The organism is Pseudomonas sp. NPDC090208 (assembly GCF_044746785.1).
In the GTDB taxonomy this organism is placed as follows: domain Bacteria; phylum Pseudomonadota; class Gammaproteobacteria; order Pseudomonadales; family Pseudomonadaceae; genus Aquipseudomonas.
This window is the reverse complement of sequence record NZ_JBIVCU010000030.1, coordinates 19,326-43,930: the sequence shown is the minus strand read 5'-3', so window position 1 is coordinate 43,930 and position 24,605 is coordinate 19,326. Positions and strand designations below refer to the sequence as shown.

Below are 24,605 nucleotides of genomic sequence, written 5' to 3'. Positions count from 1 at the left end.
CCGCGTGGGCCATGGATGGCCCATTCGCGGCGTGCCCACGGAGCATTGCCGGAGTGAGGGCATGCCGAGCCAAGGCGAGGCACCGTATGGCGGGGTAAGAAGCCCTTGGTTACTTGGGGCTTTTCCAAGTAACTCGCCGTCAGGCGAAACAAGGCTGCGTTAGCAGACCATGCGATCCGTCAAACAAATCGAGTGCGCAGGTTTTACGACGACTGCGTCGCCGGTCGCAGGGCAAGCCAGCTCCTACAGGTAGGCAGTGATCATCCCGGTTGTGTTGCCATGCCAAGATCCCGCAAACACCACAATCCGTGGGAGGGAGCCCTGCTCGCGAAAGCGTCAGTCCTGCCAATACCGTGTCGTTTGACCCACCGCCATCGTCCGAATGCGGCCCAGACCAAGCGCGCTCCCACAGGGAGTATGTGTTTCGCCGGCTTTTGATCTTGGGGCCCCGTTCCAGAAGGCTGAACGCAGGCGATGTGGAGTGGGTCGAGCGACAGGATGTCGCGAGAGCCGCGTGGGCCATGGATGGCCCATTCGCGGCGGGCCCACGGAGCATTGCCGGAGTGAGGGTATGCCGAGCCTGGGCGAGGCACCGTATGGCGGGGTAGAGAGCCCTTGGTTACTTGGGGCTTTTCCAAGTAACTCGCCGCCAGGCGAAATAGGCTGCGTTAGCAGACTCGGCGGAGTGTCAGGCACGCCAAAGACACAGGATTTACGACGACTTCGTCGCCGCTCGCAGGGCAAGCCAGCTCCTACAAGGGTCAGCGTAACGTGCCGGAGGAGAAGCAGGGCTGCGTTCGCGGGCAAGCGCGCTCCTACGGGTCAGCCGCTCGCCCTCGCCATGGATACCGTTATTGCCCATCTTCCGCCGGTTTGTTCTGGCTCAGATAACGCTGCAGTGTTTCATTCGGCGCGCTGTTGTCTCCGGCGGCCTGCCACATGTGCCGCTCGATCCCCTGGGCCACCAGATGCCCCACCGCCGCCTCGATCGCCGACAGCACACAGAGTTGCGCCGGTTCGTTGGTGGTGTAACCCGCTTCCAGCTCCAGCAACTTCTTGAACTCGACGAACTTGAACACACCGGCGTTGTAACTGACCGAATAGATCGTCTTGCTGGTCATCACGTTCGCCATCACCTGACCGCTGCGCACATCCACCGCCCGCAGGTTGATCGTCACCTGATCGACGCGGTACTCCTGCGAGCCACCGATACCGAGGTAACGCGCACCCTCCCCGCCGCTGCGCACGTTGGTGTCGTAGGCGACGATACCGCCTTCGAGCATCAGGTTGGCCGCCTGCAACGGTGGCAACTCATTGGGGATCTGCACATTCACCGGGGCGCCGTCCGGGCCCACCACCGTTGCCGGTTTTTTCTGCGAAGCGCGGATGATCTTGCGTTCGGTCAGCAAGTTCTGCAGCCCTTCACGTTCAAGCACCACGAACCAGCCGCTGGCCTGCATCGCATCCATCAGCATGCTGGCCGCACCCTGGGTGACACTGGTCGAGAACGAACTGGCCGGGGTCGGCTTGTACTGCCCGGTCTGGTCGCGGAAGCCATACACGACCGCCACCAGACGCCCCTTGGGCCGCGGCATTTTCAACAGGTCGTAATAGGTCGACGCGCGCGGGGTCAGGGTCGGGGTCTCTTTGTTCTGATCGGCCGGCATGGGCTGACGGACTCCACAACCTTGCAGTGCAGCTACCAGCATCAGAATCACGATGCATGCTTTCATGGTCTATCGCTCCTTTGGAACTTCAGCATCCGTCAGTTGGCATTGAGCCCGTTGACGTTTACTTCCGAGACTTCGCCCGTGGACCGGTCGGTAATCTGAATGCTCAGGGAGCCCGAATCGTCGACGACGTTGACGATGAAAGCGTCGGTGGTCAGGCTGCCGGTGTTGCCGTTCTGGATGTTGTCGAGCACCCGCGACAGCAGGCTCGATTGCAGTTGCTGACTGAAGCGCTCCAGCGCGGTGGTACCGGCGACGGTGGATTTCTTCAGGCTCGGGTCCTTGAAATCGTTCTGCGCCTGGGCTTCGTTGAGCAGCACCGCGCCGTTGAGCGGGTTGCCGCCGAAGTTAGGGTTGACCGGCGTGTAGACCAGTTCGGTGGCGTGACACATCAGGCTGAAACCGGTGAGGCACAGGCAGGTCGAAACGGCGGTTATTGTTCTGTTCATAATTCGTCCTTCCCCAGATCAGTGTTGTCCTGCAGTTGAACTTGCAGTTTGCGTTGGATGACCGCTGCGCGAGCCTGGTCGGCGGCGTCTTCGGCCATTTCGCGGGTCTGCGTGGCGTTGGGTGCCATGAAGCGGCGGTATACGATGCGTTGGTCATACTCGACCCAGATCAGACTGCCCCAGCGGGGGTCGGGCCGTTCGCGCACCACCAGGTTGAAGTCCATCCGGCTGGTGGCGCGCAGCCGGTCGGTAAAGGCGTTGTAGAAGTTGTGGCAGACCAGCGAGATGCAGTAGTCGGTGATGAAGCCCATCATTTCGTCTTCGTCGCCGGCCTGGGCGACACTGGCGCTGGACGCTGCGATCAGCAGCACGGCGCCGACACAGGGAGCCTTGAAGCGAGCATGAAAGGCATTCATTGACTGGCACCTCCCAATGGCGTGCCCAGCGCGGTCCCCAGCGAAACACCCGGCCCGTTGCTGGCCGGCGAGCCCACGCTGCCGGGGCGGCCCGGACTTCCGGCGGAAGCGTTCGGCCGGTTGGTGGTTTCTTCCTGAAAGGCCTTCTCGGCCACGAAGCTCCAGTCGCCGTAGCTGGTCATGTTTTCGAATTCCTGCCATTGCGGCGGGAAGTTCGCGGTTTTCAGCGGGGTCTGGGTGGACCGGCTGTAGACCCCGGTGATGCGACCGTCGATGGATTTGGTCAGGCCCCAGTCGTTGCTGCCGGTGATCGGGTCCGGATAGAGCCGGCGGATGTGCCGCTGGATCGACGGAAAGCGATGGTCTTCCAGCAACTCGTCCAGCGACTCGGGGTACTGGGCCACACCGGTGCCGCTGCGGTAGTAGCTGCGCAGGGCCTGGGCGTACTGGGTGCCGACCCACAGCAGTTGCAGTTCGCGGTCGCGCTTGCCGGCGGTCGACCAGACCTGACCCACCGCCGCCAGGGCGGTGCCCATCATCAGGATCAGCAGCAAGGCGCTCAGGTAGGTGAACCCCTGCTGGCGGGCCGGCAGTGCGACAGGCGCGCTACCATTGACCGAAAAGACTGCCATCACGCGCCCTCCCGGTGGAACCGCTCTTGATGTCCGCCACCGAACCCTGCACGCCTTCCGGTGGGGCGACGATCTGCCACATGTCGTTGCGCCCGGTGATCGGGTCTTCAGGCAGGCTGCGCAGGTAACGCTGGGTGACCATGTCTTCCAGCGAGTCCGGGTATTTGCCGGTGTCGCCGTAGTAGTGATCCAGCGCCTCGCGCATCACCGACAGGCTCTGTTTCAACGCGGTCTCCCGCGAGTTTTCCAGGCTGGAGAAGTAGCGCGGCACGGCGATGGTCATCAGCGTGGCGATGATGGCCATGACCACCAGCAGCTCGATCAGCGTAAAACCGTTCTGTCTGCGCATGATTCACCACTCCGAGTAGGCGATGCCGTTGAGGCCACGGCCCTTGGCTTTGGAATACACGTCGAACACGTCTTCGCCGTCCCGCGGGTTCTGCGCCGGGCTGTCGTAGGAGCGCAGGCCCCAGTCGTCGACCGCCTCGTGCTTGCCCTTGCTGAAACTGCTGCCGGCATTGGCGCTGGCCAGCGGGTCACGCGGGATGCGGCGCAGGAAGAACATTTTCGCGCCCTTGGCGCTTTTCAGATCGCGTACGCCGTCGACCAGCACTTTCAGGTTGGCCGGGTAGCCGTTGCTGGTCGCCGACTTCTCGATGCGACCGGCATCGGCCGCACGTTTGTAGGCGTCCAGGGCATCGCGGATCTGGTACAGCGCCGTGCGCAGCTCCTGTTCCTTGCCGCGACGGATCACGGTTTCGGTCAGGGGCGCGGCAATGCTTGCCAGGAGACCTACGATGGCCAGGGTCACGACCATTTCGATCAGGGTGAATCCGCGCGAGGTGCGTTGGCTGTTCATGATCAAGGCTTCTCGGTCACAGGGGCTACGGCCAGTGGCACACCCTTGCCGCCGACTTCCACGGTCACCGGTACGTCCGGGTTGACCGAGTTGATGTGCATGCTGGTTTCGGTGCCGGTCGGGAACTCCATGTCGCTCGGCGCCTGGTACGGCAGGTTGCGCACGATGCGTGGGGTGATCGACAGCACCAGCTCGGATTTGCCGACGGAGTCCTTGTTGCTGCCGAACAGTCGGCCTACGCCGGGAAGGTCGCCAAGACCGGGGATCTTGTTGCCGCTGGACTGCGTGTCGTTGCGCACCAGGCCGGCGAGGATCTGGGTTTCACCGTCATGCAGACGCAGGGTGGTCTGGGCGTTGCGGGTGTCGACCTGAACCGGAATGGTGCCGTTGCGGGTCGCTTCCAGCGGCGTGGCGTTACTCACTTCCAGAGCGACCTTGATCGCCACTTCGTTGTCCAGGTGGACGATCGGAGTCACCTCCAGCTTCAGACCAACGTCCAGGTAGGTGATGCTTTCGGTGATCACCGGGCCCTGGGTCGACGGCACCGAGGTGGCGCTGATGATCGGCACCCGCTGACCGATGTGGATGCGCGCCTGTTCACGGTTGCTGACGCGGATGGTCGGGCTGGCCAGGGTGTTGACGTCGTTGTCCTGGTTGTTGATTTTCAGCTGTGGCGACGGCGAGATGGAGATCCGTCCGGAGTTGATGCCGTGCAGCTGGTTGAGGATGCTCACTGCCGAACCGTCGGAGTTGACGATGCCGAAGGTGCTCGGCCATTGCAGGCCCAGGTCCTGGATGCGCTGGTGGGAGACTTCCATCACTTCCACTTCCATCACCACTTCCGGGTTCGACTGGTCCTGGGCGTAGAACAGCTTCTCGGCCATGCGAATCACGTCAGGCGTGTCGCGCATGGTCAGGGTGTTCAGGCGCTCGTCGATGAACACGTCGCGAGTCTTGAGCATGGTCTTGACCATGTTCAGCGCGGTGTTGGCGTCGGTGTTGGTCAGGTAGAACGTGCGCATGGTCAGCTCCTGGTAATCCTTGAGCTTCTGCGGCGAGTCCGGGTAGATGAGAATGGTGTTGTCGTTCACCACTTTCTGATGCAGGGCGTTCTGTTGCAGCAGCAGTGCGATGGCGTCTTCGATACGCACTTCACGCACGAAGATGGTGGCTTTCAGATCAGGACGCAGGTCCTTGTCGAAGATGAAGTTCAGCCCGGCGACCTGGGACAGCACCTCGAAGATCACCTTGAGGTTGGCGTCACGGAATTCCAGGGTGACCGGTTTGTCCATGCGGGTCTTGAGCTGCGGATAAGGGGTGGACGTGCGTGCCCGCAGCAGGTCGATGTCCTTCTGCATCTGGATCGCGCCCTCGTGCCGGGGGTCCATCGCCAGCACCGCACGGGCCTCGCGCTCGGCACCGGTGATGTCGCCACGGCGCAGCGAGGCCTGGCCCTGCACCAGCATGTTGTTGATGTTGCGCATCTGGTCCAGCAGGTACAGGGCGTCCCGGGCGCGGCCGTTGTTCGGCTCGATGGAGACCACCCGCGAGTAGTCGATGGCGGCACTGTTGAAGTCGCGTTGAGAGCGCTCCGAATCGGCCTTGGTCAACAGGGTTTTCACCACCCGGGCCTTGCCCGAGGTCAGGGCGATACGCAGGTTGGGATCGCGGGGGTTGGCGTTGACCGCCTCCTGCAGTTTGGCGATGCCCTCCTCGTAACGGCCGTCGTCGATCAGGTCCTGACCGATGCGACGGTTGATGTCCGAGGTACAGGCGCCCAGCATCACGCCCATGGACAAGGTGAAGCCCAGCAACAACGCGTTCGACGACAACCGCAGCGGACTCATGGTGCACTCCCCACAGACAAGGTCTGCGCAAACTTCAAGGGCAGATAGACGAGGCTCATTTCAGTGGCCGAGATGCGATCGACTTTGTAGGTTTCATCGATCACATCACCGGCCCTGACCACATAGAGCCGTTCTCCGTTTTGCAGAAACACCTGCAACTGCTGGCTGTCTTCCAGCTTGCCAATGAACTGGAACGGAAGGGGCGGTGCAGTGGGCACCGTAGGGGCGGCAGGTGCGCTGAGCGCGGCCTGCTGTTCAGCAGTCATCACCGGGGCGACGTACCAGCTCTGTGCGGCGAACAGGTCCACTTGCGGCACGTTGACCGTCACGGGCTGAGCGGCTGTGTCGTTGCCGGCAGCCTGTTTGCCTGCGGCGATGGCCTGTTGTTTGGTTGCCGCAGGTTGCACGTCGCGGACGACGTCTGCGGTCGGTTCACCGAAAAACTGCTCAGGCATCCAGGCCACCAGCCCGCAGACACCGAAAAACGCCAGCCAACCGGCCATTCGACGAGTGTTCATGCTCATGACCTCGACAGGTAAAGGGTCATGCGGATGCGCCCGGTCAGCTCGGTATCGGCAATCCGTTTGCGTTGAAAGTCGACATCCTCGACCACCACGGCCGGCAGTTCGGTCAGCAGTGCGTGGATGAAGCGCCGCAGTTGCGGGTAGCTGCCACGTACCGGCAGCAGGATCTGGTAGCGCGCCAGCTGGGTTTTCGGATCGATGCCCAGCGAGTACTCGCCGCGAGACAGGTTGATCTTTTCCTTATCGGCCATGACGTAGATGCGGTCGATGGCCGAAGTGGCGTCCAGTTGGGTCGGCAGTGCCTTGTGGAAGTCGTCCAGTTGCTGCTGTGGCACCACCGGCAGCGTGGCGGTGCCGTTGGCGACTTTTTCCAGGAATTCGCTGGCTTTCTGGCTGTTCTGGCGCAGACCATCGAGCGACTGCCAGTCCGGCAACAGGCTGAACGCGCCGTAACTCAGTGCCAGCGCCAGCAGCGCCGCACCGCCGATGCCGGGCCAGCCGGCCCGCTGTACGTGTTCACGCAGAATCAGGCTAGGGACGTACATCATTCACCTCCCAGGTGGCCAACAGGTTGAACAGGATCGGTTTCTGCGGGTCTTTGGCGATGATTTCGTGGTTGACCAGCGAGACATCGGAGAGCTCGGCGCTGTCTTCCAGCTGCCGGTGGAAGGCCAGCATGGCTTCCAGGTTGCGGGCTTCGGCGCTGATGCGGACCTGGCCCTTGCGTGCATCGGGGGTCAGGCTGAGCAAGGCGATGTCGCTGCCGCGCAAGGTTTCCAGGGTGGCGAACAGGCGTTCCCAGGGGCGGCGCAGTTGAGCCGAGACCTGCTTCATCTCGCTCATGCGCAGTTCCTGTTCACGCTGCTGCGCCGGGGTCAGGCTGCTCACCGGGGCGCCGGTGTGGACCTGCAACTTGCGTTGCGCGTGGCCCAACTGGCTCTGTTGTTCGAGGATGTCCTGGCCGACCACGTGGGCGGCCGCAGCCACCGATACGCCGAGCACCAGGCCCAGGCCCAGCACGCTCCAGCCGAGCTTGCTGCCGCGCCGTTGTGGCTGAAATTCCAGATCGAGGGCGCGCATGTCAGTTCACCGCTCTGGACATGATGTGCAGGGCATCCTGGGCATCGCCCTCGCCCACCGGCAGCTCCAGGGTCTGCACCCCGAGAATCTGCGGCGCATCGTGATGACGGGCCGGGGCGTGGATGAACAGATCGACCGGCTTGTCGCCGTTGAGGCCGTGCAGCTCGCTTTCACGGGCGATCATCGAGCCCAGGGCGGCGTCGGTGTCGGTGATGCGCAGCGAGCGCACCGCCGACCAGCGCCCTTCCCGGGCCAGCAGCAAGGTGCTGCGGCCAGGCTCGGCCACCACGAACAGAAAGTCCTTGTCGCCGAGGCTGCGCTGGAAGCGGTTGAAGGCGGTCATCAGGTACGGTTGCACCGAGACCAGGCTCAGGCCCAGTTCCTTGACCATGGCGCGCAGCCGTGCCAGCAGCGCCTGTGGCAGGCCTACGGCGATGCGTGGGTTGCCGGCGTCTTCCGGCGACAGGCTCAGGGTCCATTCTTCGGCGGATTTGCCGTAGGTTTCGTCGAAGCAGGCGGCGGCGTAGGCACGCAGCTCTTCGGGGGTGGCGATGTGCTCGCTCCACGGAATCAGGCCGAAGCGGCTGTAGTGGCTGGACAGCAACACACTGAGCCGGGCGCGGCCCTTGATGTGCTCGCCGAGCAGCCGTTGCAAGGTGTCGAGGGCCAGGGTCGCTGCGCCCTGACGGTCGGCGATGAATCCGGCGCTGCCCAGCCAGGTCTTGCCGCCGACGGTGCAGCGGGAAAGACCGACGCCATTGGCACCGATCACGGCCACGTAATGCTCACGATACGAAAGTGACACGATTGATCTCCTCCAGCGTGGTCCGACCATCGCGCACCAGTTCCAGAGCCGAACCGCGCAGAAGGCGCAGGCCGCGGCTGCAGGCGTAATGCTTGATCTGGGAAATGGGTTGACGCTCGACGATCATCTGGCGGATCTCGTCGTCCAGGTGCAGCAGCTCGGCGATGGCGGTACGCCCGCGGTAGCCGGTGCCACGGCAGCGGCCGCAACCGGCGCCGTGGACGAAGTGGTAATGGCCGCTGCACTCGCGGGTCAGGCCCGAGGCGCGCAGGTCTTCGTCGCTCGGGGTCACCGCCACCGCGCAGCCGTTGCACACCAGACGGATCAGGCGCTGGGCCAGCACGGCGTTGAGCGCCGAAACGAAGCTGTAGGGGTCGACTTCCATCTGGGTGAAACGGCCGATCACGTCGAACACGTTGTTGGCGTGGATGGTGGTGAACACCAGGTGACCGGTGAGGGCCGACTGCACGGCGATCTGTGCGGTGTCGGGGTCGCGGATCTCGCCGACCATGATCTTGTCCGGGTCATGGCGCAGGATCGAACGCAGGCCACGGGCGAAGGTCAGGCCCTTCTTCTCGTTGACCGGAATCTGCAGCACGCCGGGCAGTTGATATTCCACCGGGTCTTCGATGGTGATGATCTTGTCCACGCCGTGGTTGATCTCGGTGATCATCGCGTACAGCGTGGTGGTCTTGCCGCTACCGGTGGGGCCGGTGACCAGCACCATGCCGTAGGGTTCGGCGGCCAGGCGACGCAGGCTGTGCAGGGTGGCGTCTTCAAAGCCGAGGGCTTCCAGACGCACGCCGCTGACGCGGTCGGCCAGGTCCTGTTTGTCGAGCACCCGCAGCACGGCGTCTTCACCGAAGATGCTGGGCATGATCGAGATACGGAAGTCGATCTGGCGGCCGCTGATGCCGATCTTGAAACGACCGTCCTGGGGCACGCGTTTTTCGCCGATGTCCAGTTCGGCCATGACCTTGATCCGCGAGATCACCTGATCGGCGAATTCGGCGCCCTGGACCTTGCTGATGTTGTTGAGCACGCCGTCGATGCGGTACTTGATCACCAGGCCGTTGCCGGTCACCCCCAGGTGAATGTCACTGGCGTGCATTTTCAGGGCGTCGTACAGCGTCGAGTTGACCAGCTTGACCACGGCGCTGGCGTCTTCGCTGATGCTGGTCAGCGACAGGCTTTCCAGCGCGTCGTATTCATGCTGTTCGTCGCCGTGGGTGCCCAGTGCGGCGACTGCCTGGAAGCCTTCTTCCTGGCGGGCCAGGTAGGCGGCCAGATCGGCGGCGTGGCACAGGTACAGCGCGGCGCCCTGCAGGCATTCGTCGATCCAGGCCAGGCGGCTGTCATCGAAGGGGTCGGCGAACACGCCGATCAGCGCGTCGTCGTGGCGCAGCATGACGAATTCGCGTTTCAGCGCCTGGGCCAGGCTGACCTGATCGAACACCGGGGTGCATTTGAACAGGCTGGCGGCGTCCAGCACCGGATAGTGCAGGGTTTCGCCCAGCGCGCGGATGAAAGTGGCGGGTTCAAGCCCGGACAGGGTTTCCAGGGCATCGAGGGGGCGTTGCCCCTCGCTGGCGGCCTGTTCCCGGGCAGTGGCCAGAAGGCCTGCGGAAAAACGAGCGGGCGGCTCGACTGGCTGAGCCAGCGGCGGTCTCTCGACGACGAGCGTAAGACTTTCCATCGAATGCACTCCCGGACCCTAAAAAAGGAACCACACATTCGACGCGCCGAGTCATCCGTGACTGGTGTGCCGTTTCCTGACTGTCTGAAAGACGTTGCGCCTGAAGATCACGCGACGCTGTCAAACAACCAGGTCCCGGCTAGAGTTTCTCCTCCCCATCGAAGACCACGTTCTCGCTCTGTGGCGACGCGGTCTGCCTGTTGCTGCGACGGTCGGAGTGAACCCAGGTTCCGTCGTACAACTGCAACGGGAACTTCTCAGCCGGGCTGTGTCGACGCTCGATGAACCCGGCAGCTTGCACGGCCTTGTTCGTCGGTCGTCGTTCATTACCCAACAAGTCACAGACAGCTCGAGCCAGTTCGGCCAGCGGGAACGGCTTGAAGAGAATGTGGCTGACACCCAGATCGGTGGCCCGACCGCAGACTTCGCTGGTCGGATGGCCGGTAATCAGGATGAAGTGACACTCCTTCTGTTTCCGTACCGCATCGAGTACCTGAAACCCTTCCATATCGGGTAAGCGAAAATCGAGGACAACCACGTCCGGCCCGAAACCCTGTGCAAGATCGATGGCACCCGCGCCGTCGTTTGCAACCCGGACATCCAGGCTCTTGGCCTCCAGATACGACTGAAGGTTTTGCGCCAGGATCTGTTCGTCCTCTACAACCAATACTTTGTTTAACAAGGTCGACTCCTGAAATCGGGACAGGTCCTGTGGCCCGGTCTGGGGAGTGTTCCCTTGTATAGGTACAAGAGCACTGTTCATGCCAGACCCTCCTCTTTGATTTTTCTTCGCCCATGCCACTGATTTTCTTCAAGAAAAAAGAAAGACCATGGACCCAACTCCATCCCCGTTAACGGGGACCATCGCCATCGGTTGCCGAATTTGTCCCCACAATCGGGGAAAACCCGGGTCATCGCTCACCCGCCCGTTCTATCTTACTGACCGCTCGCAAACGTTGCAGTGCCGCCTGGATCGCCTGCGTGTGGCGCTGTTGGTCCAGCGCCTGGCGGGCCATGGCCAGACCCTGGCGATCATCGATGACGCCAACTGCCACTGTGTTCTCAACTTTGATCAAATGCCAGCCGTACACGGTTCGAATCGGCTCGCTGATCGCCCCGGGCTTGAGGCTGAACGCAGCGTCGGCGAACTCCGACACCATGCTGTCACGAGAAAAATAGCCCAGATCACCTCCTTCCGGCGACCGATTGTCCTGTGAATACTGGCGCGCGAGGCTGGCGAAGTCCTCACCGGCCAGGATTCTGGCCCGCAATGCGAGCAGTTGCTGGCGAGTGGCTTCCACTTTTTCCGGGCCAGCCTGATCGCTGACTTGCAGCAGTATGTGCCGGGCATGGATACGTGGAGGCTGGCTGCGATAGAAGGCTTCGACCTCGGCTTCCTGCGGCGCCTTCACCTGGCTGAGTTCGGCCAGCATGCGCTGACCGGTCAGCTCCCGGCGCAGGTATTCGGTGAAGCTGGCATTGTCGAAACCGGCTTCGGCCAGACGGCGGTTGAAGACTTCCTCGGAGGTGAACTCGCCACGCAGGGCGGCAAGGTTGTCGGCCACGCTTTGATCGTCGACGCGGATGCCGCGCTTGCTGGCTTCCTGCCAGAGCAGTTCCTTGTCGATCAGATCGTTCAGCGCCGCGTCGCGCAGCCGGTTGTAGGCCACCGGATTGCGGATGGCCCCCACCATCCGGCCCTGGGCTTGCAGATAATCGGCAAAATAGTGCTCAAGCTCGACCTGACCGATGTCCACTCCATTGACTCGCGCCACGGCCCTGCCGCCGAACGCAGGATCGGCCACGGCTTCGCTGCGGCTCACCACCAGCAGGATCAGGCTTAACGCCGATAACGCCAAAAACAACGTGTACAACTTGAGTCTCATGGCGATCCCTCACTTCAATAGGCGGCATTGACCCTGACGTACGGACTGATCAGTTCAAACCGCTGTTGCTGCAAATCCACCGTCACCACATGGGCACCCGCCATGCCCAATCGTCGCCCCGGACCGAACCCCAACATCGGGGTCAAGCCGGTCTTCACATCGTGCAACCCTTCCAACGCCTTGATCAGAGGCTCTCGGGCGGGGTTTCGACCGATCTGTCGCAATGCTTCGGCGACCAGCAGCACCGAACAGTAGGCGTCCACCTGGAGCACCGCGTACTGCCCCTTCAGGCCGCTGCGCTCACGTACCCCCGCCAGTGCCGCGCGGCCCTCGGCGGTCCAGTCACTGGGCACGAACGGATAGGCCAGAAACAGCCGCCGGGAAAATTCCGTCGGCAGTTGCCAGACATCCCCCGGTGCCTGGGCCGAACCTGCGAACAGGTACGGCGTCAGCCCCGCCGTTTGCAGCGCATCGCTCATGCCGCGCAGATCGGCGGCACGCCCGAGGAAAAACACCCCCTTGACCCCGGTCATCGTTACGTCCGTGCTGAAGCCCTGCCCGGACACATAAGCGTGCAGGCTGACATCGCTCCATCCTTCGCCATTGAGCCGTTGCTTGAGCAGTTCGGCCTGAATCCGCTCCAGCGGGCTGTCCTGATACACCACCACGGTTTTCTGTTGCGCCAGGCCCAGATGCGTCTCGGCATAGGCGGCCAGTGCCTGCAACTGTTCGGCCTGCCCCGGCAACGGCTCGAAAATCAGCGGGCTGTCCTGTTGCATGCCCAGCAGCGAAATCGAACCGATCAGTGGCACCTGCGCCTGTTCCAGCAGCCCGGCCAGACGCTCGTCCAGCGCCGGCGCCAGTGGCGCGATCAGCGCGAACACGCCGTTTTCCCCGGTCAGGCGCTGCAATGCGGCTTCAGCACTGGCCGCATCCGGGCCCGGATCGGCAATTTCCAGTTCCAGCCGTCGGCCATGGATGCCGCCGGCTTCGTTGATCGCGGCCAGGGCGCCGATCAGCACCGCGGCCACCGTGTCGCCCAGCGGCGCCAGCGCGCCTTCGGCCGGCAGCAAGGTGCCCAGACGCAGGGCCTTGGCCTGCACGCCAGGGTCGGCGTCGTCCTCCAGACGCTTGAGGTAGGCCAGCAGGTTGACCTGATCCTGACTGGACATGACGAAACGCGGCATGGCCGAATCCAGCGGCTGGCCGCCCGGGTCAATGCCTTCGATCACCGCATGGGACAGCGCGCTGTCGCTGTACGGCGGACGGCTGCGCCCTGCCCTGACCTGCTGGGTATACGGCGCGCTCAGGCGCCGCCAGGTGATGTCCGGCGGCCGCACGCCGCCTTCCGGCCTACCGCGTCCGTCGCTGCCATGGCAACCGGCGCAGGGCACGGTGTTCGCCGGGACCGGTGTGCCAGACACCCCGATGCGCGCCGACACCTCGGCCCCGGTCACGGAAATCCCCTCCCGGTACAGACGCTTGCCGGCCGCCTCGGACGGGCTCAGCTCCAGGGCATGGGCTGTTCCGGTCAGGCACCACAGCAGGCTTAACAGCGCCAGCGAGGATTTCATGTCGAGCTCCTTAGCGCCCTGCCACAGGCAGGGTCAGAAACTGCAAACGTTGTGCGATGGCATCGACCGGCGCATCCGGGCGGATCTTCGCCCAGCGCTTGGTCGCTACATCGCCGACGATCAACTGCGTCGAATGCTGTTCGGGGCTGGGGATGATGTGCCCCAGCCTGCCGAGCACCAGGTCCATCTGCTCCTGGGTGCCGGTGAGGAACCGCCAGTTCGGTCCGTCGACACCCTGCTTGACCGCGAAGGCCTTGAGCACCTGCGGCGTATCACGCTGCGGGTCGCTGGTCAGGGTGATGAAATGCACCTTGCTCGCCAGCGGCTCACCCATGGCCTCGCGCACGTCACGCAACTTGCGGGTGATCAGCGGGCAGGCGTCCTGGCAATGGGTGAACACCACGTTGAGCAGCACCAGCTTGTCCTTGAGTTCGTCACTGAAGAAACGCACGGTGTTGCCGTCCTGATCCTTGAGCGGCGTGTCGGTGAAATAGGTCAGCGCGTCATGGGTGCCGCTGGACGGCGGCGCCACCGTGACCGGCGCGGCCTTGGCCAGGGTGGGCGCCTCGTGGTTTTCATGGGCCGAGGCGGTTTGAGCGGCCAAGGTCATGGCCATGAGCACCGCAGCTCTTCGTAGGAGTGAGCTTGCTCGCGATTGCGGACTACCCGTCAATGCGTCATGGACTGGACTGACACTATCGCGAGCAAGCTCACTCCTACAGAGAGTGGAGTCGCCGCCGGCAAGCCGGACTGCTACGGCGCGCGCATGGCTCACGGCTTTCATGGCAGATCCCCCATCACATACACCCCATGCTTGACCGGTTTGGCGACGCGGTCGGCGCGCAGTTGCTCCACGCGTTCGACCAGTTGCGCCGGGTCGGCGAAGCCGTAATAGCGGGTCCAGTGGCTGCTGCGGCCGTCGCCGACCATGATCAGCGGCGGATGGTTGGCAGGGTCGGCGGTCCAGGTGCCCAGGCCCTTGAGGGTGGCGTCGATGTTCTGCGGCGTGCCGGTCAGCCAGGCCCAGCCCGGGCCGTTCTGGAAGCGGTTGGCGTAACTGAGCAGGCGTGCCGGCGTGTCGCGCAGCGGGTCGACGGTGATCGAGACGATCTGCACATCGGTGCCGACCTTGGCCCCCAGTTGCTTCTGCACCTTGGCCATGATCGACGACACCACCGGGCAGACCGTGGTGCAGGTCGTATAGACAAAGCCCATGACCACGATGCGGTCACTGACCAGATCGCGCTTGAGGTTCACCGGCTGCCCGTGCTGATTGGTCAGGGAGACGTCGGCAAAGCGCACCACGGCGTTTTCCTCGGTCACCGGTTTCTGCTGCTGCGCATGGTCGGCACCGCCGTGGGCAAAGGCCACGGAAGTACCCTGGGCGATCAACAAAGCCAACATCGAAACTGCAAATACGGCTTTCATGGCGTCATCCTGTCTGAAACAGAGGGGCTTTGGTCGTTCAGGTGTACCGGCGACTTGTCCACCGGCATCACCCGCAAGCTGGCGTAGGACTGCTCGTTGGAGCGGATCCCCAGGGATTCCGAGCGCACGTGCAGGTAATAGGCACCGGTCTCGCTGAGGTCGGCGTGCGCTTCGTAGATACCGTCACCGATTTCGGTGGCCAGCACTTCCCGTGGCCGCGAACTGGGCGCGAGGAAGTAGCGCAGGTAAACGTCCTTGGCGCCGGTCATCGGCTTGTCGCCACGGCCCTGCACCAGGCGGATGCGGATTGGCACCAGTTGCCCGACCGGTTCGAAGCGGCGTTCCAGCAGGAACGTCACCCGTGGGATGGCCAGGCGTTTTTCCAGAGCCGGATTGACCTCGATCTGGGTGGCAAAGCAATGGATGACCTGGGGCTGGTTGAGCATGAACGCCACGTCGAACTTGCCGGCGCTGGGCAGCCGCACCCGTGAGCTGTAGACCCCCGGTTCGACCTCGCGCAGGCTGCGGTCGATCACCCGCACCGCGCGGGCGGCGTTGCCCCGGTTGGGGTAGCCGGACATCGGCGCGTTCATGCCTTCGGCGTAGAAATAGGTGGTGTTGTCCACCGGGTTGACCACGAACACCGCATCGTTGTCCCGCGCCGGGCTCAGCCCCGACGCCAGCGGCAGGTCGCCGGCCAGGCGCGGCGCCGAAGGGCCGGCCTCGAAGGATTGCAGGATCGGCTTGCGGTCCTTGCCCAGGCTGGACAGGTTGATCATGGTCACCCGGGGCGATGCCAGGCCGCGGATGTAGGCGTAATTCTGGGTGATGCTGACCTGGAACGGCTCCGGCGAGACTTCCAGATCGTGGATGACGCTGTCGCTGGCAGCGTCGATCACCACCGCGTGATTGTTGAAGGTGTTGAGCACGAAACCGAAGCGACCGTCATCGCTGAAGCTCATCGGACCGATGCCCTGATGCGCGGCAATCACCTTGCGCACGTCCAGGCTCTTGGCGTCGATCACCGTGACGGCGCCGTCCTGACCGTCGGCCACGTAGACCGCGTCGGACAATGGCGAATAGGCCACCGACAGCGGCCGCGTGCCGGTTTTCAGGGTCTTGCTGGGCGACAGGCTGGCGATATCGAAGATGTCCACGGTGCCGGCGTCACGGCTGCTGACAAAGGCGTAGCGCGAATCCTTGCTGAAGGCGATTTCGTGATGGCCGAGGCCGGTTTTCAGGAAGGTCAGCACTTTCATGGTCTGCGCGTCGATTACCGTGACGCCGCTGGAGGCTTCGTCCGGTGCGTTGTTGCCGACCCACAGATAGCGCTCGTCCGGCTGCAATGCCACCCGCAGCGGGTTTCTGCCGGCCGGCACGCTGAGCAGCACCTGGAATTTTTCCGCGTCGATGATCGCCACTTCGTCGGCATTGGGCATCGACACGAACACGCGCTTGTCGTCGTTGGTCGAGGTCCAGTCCATGCCCGGTTGCTTGAGGGCGATGCGGCTCATGGTGCTGGTGATGCCGCCCACCGACACGGTCGGGTCGATCACCGTGGCGCTGGCGTCCTTGTTCAGCACCATCAGGAAATAGCTGTTGAGGTCGAGCAAGGGTCGCGCGCCAATGGTGCTCTTGAGGTACAGGCCGACCCGCGACTTGCACTGTGCATCACGACTGCCGGCCTGCTCGTCAGCCACTGCCGGGTCCAGCCAGGCGCCCGGCGCGACGCCCGGCAACGGTTGGCCGGTGGCGCTGTCGGTGACGCTGAAACGCACGTCGGCGAACATGCCCTCCATCAATTTGTCGCCGTTCAGCGGCCGCGCTTCGAACTTGACGGTCACGCCGTTCTTGATCAATTGCCGGTCGTTGCCCAGCCCCGGCAGGGCCGGCGGGTTGTCATTGGCACCCAGCGCCAGATTGGCATCCTTGAGCGGATCGCCCGAATGCCCCATGAGCGTCAGCGTCACCGCCAACGCGCCACCTGCAAACGCCCCTCTGATCCATCCGTTCACGCTGCACCCCCTGTGGCACCTGACGCCGTCGCGTCGATGCCGATGAGTTGGGTCGGGCCGGCCCCTGTTGTTCTTGTACAGGCCGGCCTCTTCGTCTGGTCTCCGGGCCCTACTGCGCCACGGCTGGTTCTGGATCGTTGGTCACCCGCAGGATGCCCCACAGGCCCGAGACGTTGCCGAACCCGGCATAGTCGCGGAACAGGTAATCACCCGGTACGGCGTTGGCGCCCCCGGCACTCGGGAACATGAGACTGAAATGTGCCGCCGGCAGCAGGCTTTCCTGGGCGCCGATGTACAGCGACATCGGGTTATAGGCAAAGCGCACCGAACCCACCCCAGACGTTGCCATCGGGTAACCGCCGGTGTCGGACTTCTCGGCCTGGTACGGCGCCGTCGGCCAGACATGCCCGTCGAGCTGGAACGTAGTACCGCGACTGCCACCACCCGGTACGGTCAGGTGAGTGCGGAACGGTTGCCCCGGCTTGGCGTACAACACCGGCGTCTCCGGATCGCCGCCGACCAGCGCGTTGCTGTAGGCCATGTGCGCGTTGGGCACATCGGCGAAGCCATGGCCGTCGGCATGTCCGAACGGCGCATCGGGGGCCAGGCCGAAGCGATACCACAGCGGCTCAGTGCGGTAGTTGATCGCCATGCCGGAGTTGTCCTGCGGGTCGGCCGGCACACCGTTGCCTTCCGCCGCCAGGTTTTCCACCGGCCGACCATTGGCCCAGCGCATGTTCAGCGACTTCTGCATGACCAGCATGAAGTCCCGGTAGGCGCTCTGCCCGGTGACGTTGACCGTGGCGTTGGCACGGGAACGGCTGTCCTCGGTCCAGGTCGCACCGAACGGCATGATGGTCATGGCACCGGCCAGGCCTTTCTGCGGCTGTTTGATCATGTCCGCCGGGGTCAGGTTGAAACCACCGAACTCCACAGGCGTGCTGTTGATGTTGTCGACCGCACGGCCCAGTTGCGACACCGGTTTGCCTTCACGTTCCAGATGGCCGGCGTAGTACTGATAGGTGCGGGTCGGCCAGGCGCCCGAGGTGCCCACCCGTGGGGCCACAGTCTGGATCGGGTTGAGGCCGACGTTGAAGCCGTCCGATTTGGTGATGTCGTAGGCCAGCAACTGCGAGTGCATGCCGACATGGCTCGACGGCCGCATCAGATTGTTGTTGAAGGTGGTCGAGCCCTGGCCGCTGTTGCGGTCGCGTTTGACCGTGCCGGCCATCACCGCGTAGCTCGGCAGGTCGGGCATCGCGCTCGGCAGGCGGTTTTCCAGGGTCACGTTGATGCAGTCACCGGCAGCGGCGCGCAGCATCAGCGGCTCGATGGGGACACCGGCTTTCAGCTTGCCGGTGACCGGGTCGAGGTCGGCCTTGCGCACGAACATGATCGCGGTCGGATCGTGCAGCGGTCCGGACTGGCCACCGATGGTCAGGGTCAGGCCGGTTTCCTCGTCGGTCACCGTGGCTTGCGGGATGGTGGTCGCCCGCTTGTTGTAGACCAGCGTGCCACCGGCCGCATTCAGCGGCGCACCGACGTGCTGGCCCTGCCCCGGCGCATCGCCGATGGTCAGGTTCAGCGGATTGCCGAGGATGTCGTTGGCCAGCGCTGCCACCACTTCGAAGTTGCGCTGGACGGTTGGCCGGGTGCCGACACCGTTGGCATTGGTAGTGACACGGGGGCAAACGCCGTCGAACGCGGTGGTATTGCGCCCGATCACCGGTTTCGGGTTGTTTGGCAGAGCGAACAGGTCGTTACGCTGCGAACCGTAGTTGCGCATGATGCCCCAGATACCGTTCCAGTAACCCTCCAGGGACGCATCCATCGAGTACAGATAGTCGCCGGTATCGCTGGCCGCGCTGGACATCGTGGAAATCGGCGCGTTGAAGCCCATCTGTTCGGAGATGCCGACCATTTGCGAAGACTTCCAGCCGGAGTTCGAACTGTTGCCGAAACCGGTACCGGACTGCAGCCACTTCACGCCGTGCAGGGTCACGTTGTGCTCCTCCTCATGGCCGCCAGCATGCAGGCGCAGCCGCACATTGTCGCCAGTATAGGTGCGCAACATCGGCGTGAACGGGTCACCCGGCAGGTCGCCGCCACGGTTGATGTGCGGCGGGAACCGGGTCACGCCGCCGGTCGGTCCGGTGGCCTGAGTGATCGCGCTCGGGGCCAGGTTCAGCGCCGGAATTGCACGGTCGGTACGGGTTTGCAGGGCGTAGGCCAGATCACCGGCCAGGCCTGCTGCCTGCATGCCCGGCTTGCCGTCCGGCGCCGTGCGGTTCGGGTCATAGATCCGTAACCCGACCGGCTCGTGCCGATAGTTGACGACGAAGATGCCCGGATCATCCACCGAAATCGCTTGCGGACAAGGCCGTAGCGGGCAGCCTTCCAGCTCGCCGCTGCCGGCTTCCAGCACCGAATCCAGCAGGTTCGCTGCCGCCTTGCGCCCTGGCGGGTTGATCGCATAGCGGAAGGTGTTGGCGCTGACCGGGAAGGCCTGGCCGTTCGGCACACCATTGGGGCCGGCACCGACATACACCCCGGCTTCATAGGCATGCACGAAGTCGCTGTATTCCATGAAGAACTCGCGATAGCTGTCGTTCTTGCCGTCGCCGTCCAGATCGCCGGTAGTGATCACCGCCTGCCATGAGGTCGGACCGCCGTCCTGACGGGCGCCGCTGTACAGCTGCTCGCCGGTTTCCGAGTGGAACCAGGTGGAACCGGCCGGTTCGGCCAGCACGGTGGCGTACAGGCCCAGTTGCTGGTGGGTCGACGGGCCGAGGTGGTCGTGGGTGAAGATGGTGCCCAGGCCACGGTCGACGCCTTTGGTGTTGACCACGGGGTCGGCGAACCAGCGCTGCATGGCCGTGCGCGCACCGAGCCAATCGGCGCGGCCGTACTGCCCGAAATACGGGTGTGCCTTGGCTTTCGGACAGGCTTGCGTGCCGTCGCGCGGGTCGACGTCGGTGCACTGGTTGAAGGAACGGATGGCATGGATGCGCTCGACCACGGTAGCCGGCGAAAGCAGGCCGTCTTCGTAGTTCCAGCCGTTGGCCGAACCGTCGGCTGCGGTCAGGTCCCATTTTGGCAGGTGAATGTGCTGGCCGATCACGTCGGTCGGCGTACGCACCTGATAGTCATCCAGCTCGTAATAGTTGGGGATCAGGTTGGTCTGCTGGTACATCACGCAGTCGAAGGTGTTGATGCGCATCACCAGCGGTTCCGGCGGACGCTGCTTGTTGATCACCGGCCAGACGTCTTCCCACAGCGCCAGGATGCGCGCCTGCGGGAAGTGATAGCCGACTTTGTTGTACACCGCGTCGAATTGCAGGTTGGCGGCCTTGTACACCCGTGGCCGGTCGGCGCTGTACGGCGAAGAGCCGGTGAACGACATGCCGCTGGTGCTTTCGCCACTGTGGAAGGTGCCGCTGCCGGCGGCCGTGGTCAGGCGCTTGCCGGTGTCGTCCATGCACGGTTCATAGAATGGTGCGCCGGCCACCGGCAAGGCACCGTTGGTACGGAACGCCTTGGCGACGAACTGTTTGCCGGGCAGCAGGGCGAAACTCGGGTGATCGGCCTTGGCATGGAAGCGCATGGCGGCCTGTTCGACATCCGTGCCCTCTTCCGGCATGAACACCGCCTTGGCCTTGTGTACGACCTTCGACAGGTCGGTGACCGTGGTCACGGTTTGCGCCTCGCCGCCAGCCGCCACGCCGTCCAGTGCATGGCGCGGCAGACCGCCGTCCCAGCCACCGGATTGCAGCGGGTCAAGGTTGGCCCACAGGGCATTGCCGCTGCTGCGCAGGGCCTGGGCCTTGGCGGCATCGAGCATGTCCAGCGGCGGGGTTGGCGGACGCTGGCCGACGGTGCTTTCCATACCGCCGATCCAGAACGGATAGCCAGGGTTTTTCAGCGAGCCATCGGCGTTGCGGTTGGCTTCACTGCGGTCGACCAGCACCACCGAGCCGATCACTTGCTGACCGCCGCCGCTGGTCTGATGAGCGTCGTCGTCATCGTCATCCTCGTCGTCGGCGTCGTCATTGGCCGCCACCAGCTCGCCGAGTTTGGGGACCACGGCAACCTTGCCCGGCATCGGCGCCATGGCCTTGCCCGGTAACGGCACGATGGCCGGAATTGGTGTGCCCGCAACGATTTCACCGTCCGGCAATGCGCGGGCACCCGCAGCCGGTTTACCGCTGCGCAAGGCAAACGGAGTGGTGTGGAACCCATCGTTGCTGGCCTGGGAAACAGCCAGCTTGGTTCCCTCCTCGAATACGTCGTGTACGCGCCACATGGTCCACATGCCCTGGGCAAAGTGCGGATAGAAGTGGCAGTGATAGATCGCGTCGCCCGACACCCGGTTGCGGTTGCCCGAACCGCCGTTGGCGATTTCGTAGGTGTAGCCGACACCCGGCCCGATGCCCTGGGCATCCATGTAGTCGGAGTTGTCGTCGTTGGGGTTGAACAGCCACTGGTGCCCGTGCAGGTGGAAGATGTGCTGTTCCTTGCCGTTATGGGTGTTGCGGATCTTGACCATGTCACCGATGTAGCTGTGGTTGACGTTGGACGGTTCCGACGGATACAGCGCCATGCTCGCCTTGATGCCGGTGGCATCCTTGGGCGGCACCTGACCGGGCAGAATGCTTTCCAGGCCGACGTTGGCCGGTACGTCCACCAGCATGCCGATGTCGCCGACGGTGTGGGAACTGAGGAAGAATTCTTCATAGGCACACGACAGGCAGTCGTGCATCGGCCCCACGCCCAGACGGTTGGCGATCACCTCGGCACCGATGCCGCCGGAGCCATAGTTGATCATGAAGGCGTCGCGGGTCGGCTCCAGCATGTGGCCGAACACCGGGTCGGCGAAATAGCCGGGGAACGCCTGGGTCACCGCCGATTCGTCGTTGAACACGGCAGCGAAGTCACGGAATGGCTCCAGCCGGTTGGGGTACGCCGGGTTGCGCTTGCCGATGCTTTCCAGCGGGTAGGTCGACGGCGGAAAGCTGCCGTCGGTGTTGGGCCCCATGACCACGGCATCGGTTTCGCTGTTGATGATTTCGTTGCCGTTGACCATGTTGATGATCGGTTTGCCGGCCTTGCCCTCTGTGGTCCAGGGTTGGCGATCCGGATAACGGGCTTCGTAATCGACGATCGGCTGACCGGTCGGCGCACGGCCGACACTGGCCAGGCGCATTTCCTCTTCGTTGAGCACGTTGCGATAGGCGCGCGCACCCTTCGGCAGCACCACCACCTGGGCGAACAGGCCGTTGGCCATGTTGCCGGAGGTGCCTTCACCGCCGAAGGTGGCGGCCTGACTGTTGGCGTTGAACGCGCCTTCGCGTTCGGCATACAGGGTGTAGGAGCGAGTGGCGCCGGGGGCCAGCAGGAAATTGCCGTTACGCCCGACGTTGGACGACATGTCGGCGATGCTGTTCACCGCCTGCATGCCGTTGACCGAGAAGCCTACGTAGCGCTCGCTGACCTGGTCATTGACCACGAACTCGTGAGGCATGCCGCCGCCAGACGGTTGCGCTGCGTTCTCGCCCTCTTCACCCTCGCCGCCTTCAGGCTCCTCGGGTTCAAAACCATCGCTGTTGGGGTTGGCCTGGGGCGCCAGCAGGTTCTGCAGGGTCACCGTCAGGCAATCCCCGGCCGCCACACGCAACACCATCGGCCGCGGACGCTTGTCCGGGCGCAACGACACCCGGCCCGGCACTGCGGCGCCGCCCTGGGTCAACAGCACGTTATTTTCATCGACCACATCGCCACGCAGCGCATAGATCATGCCGTTGGCATTCTGCGCGCCGAGGCGGTTGTACATCAGGGGCTGATCCAGGGCCACGACATTGGCCACCAGATTGCGCTCGCAGCGTACAGCTGCTTCGACCGTGTCTTCGACCGCCAGCAAGGCGCCCGCTGACAGCAGGAAATTGAGCAAACGGGATGAGTTGAGCCGCTTCATCGTGACGGGTCCTCCGTAACGGATCGGATACAGAACTGCACGTAAAAGAGCTTTAGCAATGACCGTGCCACAAATTCAACTCTTTAAAATCAAGCAGTTACACGCAAACATCTGACAATTGGGGGAATGACAACAATTGCCAACAACGGCCAGTCCCCGGAAGTGGGGAAATGCCCCACTGGCTCGACAAGCCCCAGATCCGGCTTGCCAACGCGCATCCTGTAGGAGCTGGCTTGCCCTGCGACCGGCTGCGGAGCAGGCGTAGAACCTGTGCATGCGGTCTGTCTGACACACCGCATTTATCGGATTTACGACTGCTTCGCAGCCGGTCGCAGGGCAAGCCAGCGCCTACAAGGGATTGCGCAAAATGATTGTTCAATTGGTCACCGCCGGGTTCGCATCGCCCAGCAGGCGGTGGTAATCGCGCAGCACATCCGGCACATAACGCTGAGTCTCGGCGAACGGCGGGATGACGTTGCCGCGCTTGCTCACCGCTGCGGGGCCGGCGTTGTAGGCGGCCACGGCGAGGGAGATGTCGTTGTCGAACATCACCATCAGCTGTTTGAGGTATTTGGCCCCGCCCTGGATGTTGGCGGTCGGGTCCCAGACGTTGTCGACCCCCATGTCGCGGGCGGTGTCGGGCATCAATTGCATCAGCCCTGCCGCGCCCTTGGGCGAGCGCGCCGACGGGTTGTAGGCCGATTCGCTGCGGATCACCGCGTGGATCAGCTCAGGCGGCAGATCGTTGCTGGCCGCCGCCTCCGAGACCTCCCGGGCATAGGGCCGCAGACTGATGCTCATGCTTTTTTCGTCACTGCCACTGGCGGCAGCCACCGCCGTCGCCACTGGGGCCAGCGACACCGGCTCGCGGTACACCTGCTGCACGTCACGGCCGGCCCGTTTGACGTTGGAAATGATGTAGCCGCCGTTCGGCCCCTTCGAGATGTACACGTCGGCCTGGGCGGCCAGCGGCAATATGCACAGCGTAAGCAACACGCCTCTGAACGTACGCTCAAGGTCCATCCGTGCCTCCTCGGGCACGACGCTAAAACTGGGGGTTATTCCCCAACTGCGGTGCCACGAAAGGGGTGGGAGCAAAGGCTGTGCCGGACTTGCACCCGGCGCAAAGGCGCGGCCCAGCGGGCCCGCAGAAAAAGCTCAAGGCCGGGGCCCGTGGCGCGCACGGCAATTGCATGAGCCCTTGGGACAACCCAGTTTGCGGAGGTTCCCATGGGGATTTTCACCCGTTGTGCGCAGTCCCGTCGTCAACACCCGGCAGCCCGTCGACAACAGGGATTCACCCTGCTCGAACTGCTGGTGGTACTGGTGGTGCTTGGCTTGCTGGCCGGCATCGTCGCGCCCAAATATTTCAGCCAGCTGGGACGTTCCCAGGCCAAGGTCGCCAAGGCGCAGATCGAGGGCCTGTCCAAGGCGCTGGACCTGTACCGCCTGGAAGTGGGCCATTACCCCACCACCGAACAGGGCCTGCAGGCGCTGGTCACGGCACCGGCCGAAGAAACCCGCTGGACCGGGCCGTATCTGCAAAAAGCCGTGCCGCAGGACCCTTGGGGCCGTAACTACATCTACCGCTACCCCGGCGAGAACAGCGAGTACGACCTGATGTCGATGGGCAAGGATGGTCAGCCCGGTGGCGAGGGCGAAGACGCTGAAGTCACCAACTGGCAGTGACGAC

Annotated in this window: 21 protein-coding genes; 1 reads left to right on the top strand and 20 read right to left on the bottom strand. The window is 63.8% G+C overall.

Annotated elements, in window-relative coordinates:
- Window positions 1-851: 851 nt before the first annotated feature.
- From ACIPL0_RS30130 to ACIPL0_RS30035, 20 genes are all read right to left on the bottom strand, one after another.
- Window positions 852-1,733, bottom strand: a complete 882-nt coding sequence (locus ACIPL0_RS30130) for a CsgG/HfaB family protein (protein ID WP_400602407.1) — start codon at window positions 1,731-1,733, stop codon at window positions 852-854.
- Between the two features lie 32 nt (window positions 1,734-1,765).
- Window positions 1,766-2,179, bottom strand: a complete 414-nt coding sequence (locus ACIPL0_RS30125) for a curli assembly protein CsgF (RefSeq protein ID WP_400602405.1) — start codon at window positions 2,177-2,179, stop codon at window positions 1,766-1,768.
- Window positions 2,176-2,595, bottom strand: a complete 420-nt coding sequence (gene csgE, locus ACIPL0_RS30120) for a curli production assembly/transport protein CsgE (protein WP_400602403.1) — start codon at window positions 2,593-2,595, stop codon at window positions 2,176-2,178. The genes ACIPL0_RS30125 and csgE overlap by 4 nt, the downstream gene beginning before the upstream one ends.
- Entirely contained in the window at window positions 2,592-3,227 is a 636-nt protein-coding gene (locus tag ACIPL0_RS30115; protein ID WP_400602401.1) for a type II secretion system protein, read from the bottom strand. The genes csgE and ACIPL0_RS30115 overlap by 4 nt, the downstream gene beginning before the upstream one ends.
- A complete protein-coding gene (locus ACIPL0_RS30110) occupies window positions 3,202-3,576 on the bottom strand; it encodes a type II secretion system protein (protein WP_400602399.1) in 375 nt (124 codons plus the stop codon). The genes ACIPL0_RS30115 and ACIPL0_RS30110 overlap by 26 nt, the downstream gene beginning before the upstream one ends.
- Window positions 3,577-3,579: 3 nt before the next feature.
- Window positions 3,580-4,086 carry a type II secretion system protein gene (locus ACIPL0_RS30105; protein ID WP_400602397.1) on the bottom strand — a complete coding sequence of 169 codons (507 nt, stop codon included), beginning with the start codon at window positions 4,084-4,086 and terminating at the stop codon, window positions 3,580-3,582.
- Between the two features lie 2 nt (window positions 4,087-4,088).
- Window positions 4,089-5,933 (bottom strand): secretin N-terminal domain-containing protein, encoded by a 1,845-nt coding sequence (locus ACIPL0_RS30100; protein ID WP_400602395.1) that lies wholly within the window; start codon window positions 5,931-5,933, stop codon window positions 4,089-4,091.
- On the bottom strand, window positions 5,930-6,451 hold the full coding sequence (locus ACIPL0_RS30095; RefSeq protein WP_400602393.1) for a hypothetical protein: 522 nt from the start codon (window positions 6,449-6,451) through the stop codon (window positions 5,930-5,932). Before ACIPL0_RS30095 ends, ACIPL0_RS30100 begins: the two co-directional genes overlap by 4 nt.
- 2 nt (window positions 6,452-6,453) lie before the next feature.
- Window positions 6,454-7,002, bottom strand: coding sequence for a GspMb/PilO family protein (locus tag ACIPL0_RS30090; protein ID WP_400602445.1), 549 nt, complete (start codon window positions 7,000-7,002; stop codon window positions 6,454-6,456).
- Window positions 6,989-7,537, bottom strand: a complete 549-nt coding sequence (locus ACIPL0_RS30085) for a pilus assembly protein (protein ID WP_400602391.1) — start codon at window positions 7,535-7,537, stop codon at window positions 6,989-6,991. Before ACIPL0_RS30085 ends, ACIPL0_RS30090 begins: the two co-directional genes overlap by 14 nt.
- Before the next feature lies 1 nt (window position 7,538).
- On the bottom strand, window positions 7,539-8,342 hold the full coding sequence (locus tag ACIPL0_RS30080) for a hypothetical protein (protein WP_400602389.1): 804 nt from the start codon (window positions 8,340-8,342) through the stop codon (window positions 7,539-7,541).
- Entirely contained in the window at window positions 8,323-10,038 is a 1,716-nt protein-coding gene (locus ACIPL0_RS30075) for a GspE/PulE family protein (RefSeq protein WP_400602387.1), read from the bottom strand. The genes ACIPL0_RS30080 and ACIPL0_RS30075 overlap by 20 nt, the downstream gene beginning before the upstream one ends.
- Before the next feature lie 139 nt (window positions 10,039-10,177).
- Window positions 10,178-10,720, bottom strand: a complete 543-nt coding sequence (locus ACIPL0_RS30070) for a response regulator (RefSeq protein ID WP_400602443.1) — start codon at window positions 10,718-10,720, stop codon at window positions 10,178-10,180.
- Between the two features lie 229 nt (window positions 10,721-10,949).
- The gene (locus ACIPL0_RS30065) at window positions 10,950-11,924 is read right to left on the bottom strand and encodes a peptidylprolyl isomerase (protein ID WP_400602385.1); all 975 of its coding nucleotides are present in this window, start codon (window positions 11,922-11,924) and stop codon (window positions 10,950-10,952) included.
- Between the two features lie 14 nt (window positions 11,925-11,938).
- Window positions 11,939-13,498 (bottom strand): ABC transporter substrate-binding protein, encoded by a 1,560-nt coding sequence (locus ACIPL0_RS30060; protein WP_400602383.1) that lies wholly within the window; start codon window positions 13,496-13,498, stop codon window positions 11,939-11,941.
- A 10-nt stretch (window positions 13,499-13,508) separates the two neighbouring features.
- The gene (locus ACIPL0_RS30055) at window positions 13,509-14,114 is read right to left on the bottom strand and encodes an SCO family protein (RefSeq protein WP_400602381.1); all 606 of its coding nucleotides are present in this window, start codon (window positions 14,112-14,114) and stop codon (window positions 13,509-13,511) included.
- A gap of 164 nt (window positions 14,115-14,278) precedes the next feature.
- The gene (locus ACIPL0_RS30050; RefSeq protein ID WP_400602379.1) at window positions 14,279-14,926 is read right to left on the bottom strand and encodes an SCO family protein; all 648 of its coding nucleotides are present in this window, start codon (window positions 14,924-14,926) and stop codon (window positions 14,279-14,281) included.
- Window positions 14,923-16,941, bottom strand: a complete 2,019-nt coding sequence (locus ACIPL0_RS30045) for a YncE family protein (RefSeq protein ID WP_400602377.1) — start codon at window positions 16,939-16,941, stop codon at window positions 14,923-14,925. Before ACIPL0_RS30045 ends, ACIPL0_RS30050 begins: the two co-directional genes overlap by 4 nt.
- Window positions 16,942-17,050: 109 nt before the next feature.
- On the bottom strand, window positions 17,051-22,912 hold the full coding sequence (mnxG, locus tag ACIPL0_RS30040; protein WP_400602375.1) for a manganese-oxidizing multicopper oxidase MnxG: 5,862 nt from the start codon (window positions 22,910-22,912) through the stop codon (window positions 17,051-17,053).
- A gap of 375 nt (window positions 22,913-23,287) precedes the next feature.
- A complete protein-coding gene (locus ACIPL0_RS30035; RefSeq protein ID WP_400602373.1) occupies window positions 23,288-23,935 on the bottom strand; it encodes a lytic transglycosylase domain-containing protein in 648 nt (215 codons plus the stop codon).
- Between the two features lie 207 nt (window positions 23,936-24,142).
- Between ACIPL0_RS30035 and gspG the strand changes: the two genes are divergently transcribed.
- Window positions 24,143-24,601, top strand: coding sequence for a type II secretion system major pseudopilin GspG (gene gspG / locus ACIPL0_RS30030; protein ID WP_400602371.1), 459 nt, complete (start codon window positions 24,143-24,145; stop codon window positions 24,599-24,601).
- Window positions 24,602-24,605 lie beyond the last annotated feature (4 nt).

What these genes read in the sequence shown, in the direction of transcription:
- ACIPL0_RS30130 (WP_400602407.1), bottom strand. Translation starts at nt 1,733, where the DNA reads ATGAAAGCATGCATCGTGATTCTGATGCTGGTAGCTGCACTGCAAGGT.
- ACIPL0_RS30065 (WP_400602385.1), bottom strand. Translation starts at nt 11,924, where the DNA reads ATGAGACTCAAGTTGTACACGTTGTTTTTGGCGTTATCGGCGTTAAGC.
- ACIPL0_RS30100 (WP_400602395.1), bottom strand. Translation starts at nt 5,933, where the DNA reads ATGAGTCCGCTGCGGTTGTCGTCGAACGCGTTGTTGCTGGGCTTCACC.
- ACIPL0_RS30050 (WP_400602379.1), bottom strand. Translation starts at nt 14,926, where the DNA reads ATGAAAGCCGTATTTGCAGTTTCGATGTTGGCTTTGTTGATCGCCCAG.
- ACIPL0_RS30125 (WP_400602405.1), bottom strand. Translation starts at nt 2,179, where the DNA reads ATGAACAGAACAATAACCGCCGTTTCGACCTGCCTGTGCCTCACCGGT.
- gspG (WP_400602371.1), top strand. Translation starts at nt 24,143, where the DNA reads ATGGGGATTTTCACCCGTTGTGCGCAGTCCCGTCGTCAACACCCGGCA.
- ACIPL0_RS30075 (WP_400602387.1), bottom strand. Translation starts at nt 10,038, where the DNA reads ATGGAAAGTCTTACGCTCGTCGTCGAGAGACCGCCGCTGGCTCAGCCA.
- ACIPL0_RS30110 (WP_400602399.1), bottom strand. Translation starts at nt 3,576, where the DNA reads ATGCGCAGACAGAACGGTTTTACGCTGATCGAGCTGCTGGTGGTCATG.
- mnxG (WP_400602375.1), bottom strand. Translation starts at nt 22,912, where the DNA reads ATGAAGCGGCTCAACTCATCCCGTTTGCTCAATTTCCTGCTGTCAGCG.
- ACIPL0_RS30060 (WP_400602383.1), bottom strand. Translation starts at nt 13,498, where the DNA reads ATGAAATCCTCGCTGGCGCTGTTAAGCCTGCTGTGGTGCCTGACCGGA.
- ACIPL0_RS30090 (WP_400602445.1), bottom strand. Translation starts at nt 7,002, where the DNA reads ATGTACGTCCCTAGCCTGATTCTGCGTGAACACGTACAGCGGGCCGGC.
- csgE (WP_400602403.1), bottom strand. Translation starts at nt 2,595, where the DNA reads ATGAATGCCTTTCATGCTCGCTTCAAGGCTCCCTGTGTCGGCGCCGTG.
- ACIPL0_RS30085 (WP_400602391.1), bottom strand. Translation starts at nt 7,537, where the DNA reads ATGCGCGCCCTCGATCTGGAATTTCAGCCACAACGGCGCGGCAGCAAG.
- ACIPL0_RS30035 (WP_400602373.1), bottom strand. Translation starts at nt 23,935, where the DNA reads ATGGACCTTGAGCGTACGTTCAGAGGCGTGTTGCTTACGCTGTGCATA.
- ACIPL0_RS30095 (WP_400602393.1), bottom strand. Translation starts at nt 6,451, where the DNA reads ATGAACACTCGTCGAATGGCCGGTTGGCTGGCGTTTTTCGGTGTCTGC.
- ACIPL0_RS30115 (WP_400602401.1), bottom strand. Translation starts at nt 3,227, where the DNA reads ATGGCAGTCTTTTCGGTCAATGGTAGCGCGCCTGTCGCACTGCCGGCC.
- ACIPL0_RS30105 (WP_400602397.1), bottom strand. Translation starts at nt 4,086, where the DNA reads ATGAACAGCCAACGCACCTCGCGCGGATTCACCCTGATCGAAATGGTC.
- ACIPL0_RS30055 (WP_400602381.1), bottom strand. Translation starts at nt 14,114, where the DNA reads ATGGCCATGACCTTGGCCGCTCAAACCGCCTCGGCCCATGAAAACCAC.